Origin of the sequence: Streptomyces sp. NPDC048270 (assembly GCF_040652335.1) — a bacterium.
Taxonomy (GTDB): domain Bacteria; phylum Actinomycetota; class Actinomycetes; order Streptomycetales; family Streptomycetaceae; genus Streptomyces.
This window is the reverse complement of record NZ_JBEZLV010000117.1, coordinates 1-2618: the sequence shown is the minus strand read 5'-3', so window position 1 is coordinate 2618 and position 2618 is coordinate 1. Positions and strand designations below refer to the sequence as shown.

Annotated in this window: 2 protein-coding genes and 1 pseudogene; 1 reads left to right on the top strand and 2 read right to left on the bottom strand. The window is 76.1% G+C overall.

Annotation, left to right across the window (positions count from 1 at the left end):
- Window positions 1–730 (bottom strand): response regulator transcription factor (locus tag AB0D66_RS34450; protein ID WP_362311084.1); only part of this gene is annotated, 730 nt, incomplete at its 3' end.
- The gene (locus AB0D66_RS34445) at window positions 727–1935 is read right to left on the bottom strand and encodes a sensor histidine kinase (protein ID WP_362311083.1); all 1209 of its coding nucleotides are present in this window, start codon (window positions 1933–1935) and stop codon (window positions 727–729) included. The genes AB0D66_RS34450 and AB0D66_RS34445, both read right to left, overlap by 4 nt.
- Before the next feature lie 273 nt (window positions 1936–2208).
- Here AB0D66_RS34445 and AB0D66_RS34440 point away from each other — a divergent pair.
- Window positions 2209–2618, top strand: a pseudogene (locus AB0D66_RS34440) (MMPL family transporter); the annotation flags it as partial.

Here is a 2618-nt window from a genome sequence, read left to right as displayed (position 1 = left end):
GCAGACGGGCCCGGATCTCCCCGGCCGAGGCCGGCCTGCCGGACGGCGGGGCCCGCCGGCGCACCCCGGGCCTGCGCCGGGAGGAGGTCGCGGTGACCGCCTGGGCGCGGTCGCGGACCTGGAGCTTGCCGAAGACGCTGGTGATGTGGTTCTTCACGGTGGACACGCTGATGTCCATGGCCCCGGCGATCTCCGCGTTGTCGAGCCCCGTGGCCATCAGCCGCCACACCTCCTGCTCGCGCGGGGTGAGGTCGCCCAGGGCCGCCGCGGGCGGCTGCGGACGGCTCGGGGCCAGGACGTAGGCGGAGATCAGCCGGGTCAGCAGCCGCGGCGCGACCGCGGCCTCCCCGGTGTGCACCACCCGTACCGCCGCGACCAGTTCCTCCGGTGAGATGTCCTTGGGCAGGAAGCCGTAGGCGCCGGCGCGCAGCGCGGCCACCACGTACTCGTCCATGTCGAAGGTGCTCAGCGCCAGCACCCGGCACCCGGGCAGGGTCCGCGCGAGTTGCTCGGTCGCGCCGACCCCGTCCAGCACCGGCATCCGGATGTCCATGACGACGACGTCGGGCCGCAGCCGGTGCGCGAGGGCGAGGGCCTCCTCGCCGTCGCCGGCCTCGCCCACCACCTCGAAGTCCGGGTCGGGGGCGAGGATCAGGGCCAGCCCGCGCCGCACCAGCGGCTGGTCGTCCGCGATCAGCACCCTGATCGCCCCCGTCGTCCCCCCGCTCATCGCAGAGCTCCTTCCGCGGCCGTCAGCGGCAGCCGGGCCGCCACCCGGAAGCCGCCCCCGTCGAGCGGCCCGGCCTCCAGCGTGCCGCCGTGCAGGGCGACCCGTTCCCGCATGCCCACCAGGCCGTAGCCGGATCCCGCGGGCGCGGCCGCCGCGCCGGCCCCGTCGTCCGACACTTCCACGGCCAGCCCGTCGGGCCCGTACGTCAGCCGTACGCAAGCCCGCGCCCGGCCCGCGTACTTGCGCGTGTTGGTCAGCGCCTCCTGCACGATGCGGAACACGGTCAGTCCCACGCTCGGCGGCAGCGGGCGCTCCTCGCCCCGCACGTCCAGTTCGACGGACAGCCCGGCGCGGCGGGTCTCGCCGACGATTGCCGCCAGGTCCGCGACCCCGGGCTGCGGGGCGGTTGGCGCCTCCTCGGCCTCGTCGCCGGCCCGCAGCACGTCCAGCAGCTGGCGCATCTCGCGCAGCGCCATCCGTCCGGAGCCCTCCAGGGTGACCAGCGCCTCCCGGGCCACCTCCGGGTCGGCGGCCAGGTTGGCCCGGGCGCCCCCGGCCATCAGCTGCATGGTGGTGATGTGGTGGGCCACGATGTCGTGCAGCTCGCGGGCGATGCGGCGCCGTTCGGCGGCCACGGCGCGGTCGGCGAGCAGGCGGCGGTTGGCCTCGTTCTCACGGTGCCATCGGTTCATCGCGGCCGCGGTGGCGAGGACGAGCAGCACGTTGGCCACGCTGCCGGCCACGTCCGCGGCCCCCGGCCGCGACGGCTGCCCCACCAGCGGCATCACCGCGCAGACGAACGCCGCCCCCGCCACCACGGCCGCGCCGCGGGAGCGTGCGACCGTGTAGAGCGCGACCACGGTCGTCGCGGTGAAGTGCTGGCCGACGGGCACGCTCAGGTTCAGGGCCAGGTCGAACAGCAGGACGGCCGCCAGCGTGGGCAGCGGGGCGCGGCGCCGGGCCAGCAACGGCAGTGCGGCCACCAGCAGCAGTACGCAGCCCGCCGGCGGGACGTACCCTCGGTCGACCTGGCTGCCGAACGCGAAGCTGAGCAGGTCCACGACGGCCGCCCCGACGGTGACCAGCGCGTCGTTGCGCGTCCACGGCAGGGCGTCGCCGCCCGGCCCGGGTCCGGCGGGTCCGGGTCCGTCGGCCCTGGGTCCGGCGGCACGGGAGCTCCCCCGTGCGGTGGGCCTCTTCGGCATGGTGTCGTCCTCCCCCGCGGGCGCCCCCGCCGACTGCCGGTGCGCACGACCGGCTGTCGTCTCGTGATCCATTCTGGCACCGGTCCGCGGCCCCGCCCCGGGGCCCGGGGCGGATCCCGGACCAGGACCAGGGTCCTGGTCGGCGCCGGTGCCCGGCCCCCGCTCCCGGGTGCCGTCTCGTCCCGCGCTCGGACGATTCGCCCGCGTCCGGCTGATGAGCTGGACATCGGCCGGGGGACCCCGGCGAACCACCCACCGCCAAAGGACAAGAACGTGATCCGCGCCCTGACCGGGTTCTCCGCCCGCAGCCCGTGGAAGGTCATCGCCGTCTGGGCGGTGCTGGGCATCTTCCTGACCGTGCTCAGCCAGCCCCTGGTCTACCGGGTGACCGAGACCCAGAGCGGCGCCTTCCTGCCCGCGCAGTACGACTCGGCCGCCGCGCTGAAGGTCGCCGAGGAGAAGTTCGGGGTCAAGCCCGACGGCAACGCGGTGACCCTGCTCGTCGCCCGCGCCGACGGCGAGCCCCTCACCGAGGCCGACGAGCGGCGCGTCGGCGCCGTGGCGGGGCAGCTGGGGAGCCGGCGCGTGGAGATGCCCGCGCCGAAGGAGGAGGACCCGCCCGCCTTCCTGAGCGAGGACCACTCGCAGACCCCCGCGGTCAGCCCCGCGATGACCGCGCCGGA

What these genes read in the sequence shown, in the direction of transcription:
- AB0D66_RS34445 (WP_362311083.1), bottom strand. Translation starts at nt 1,935, where the DNA reads ATGCCGAAGAGGCCCACCGCACGGGGGAGCTCCCGTGCCGCCGGACCC.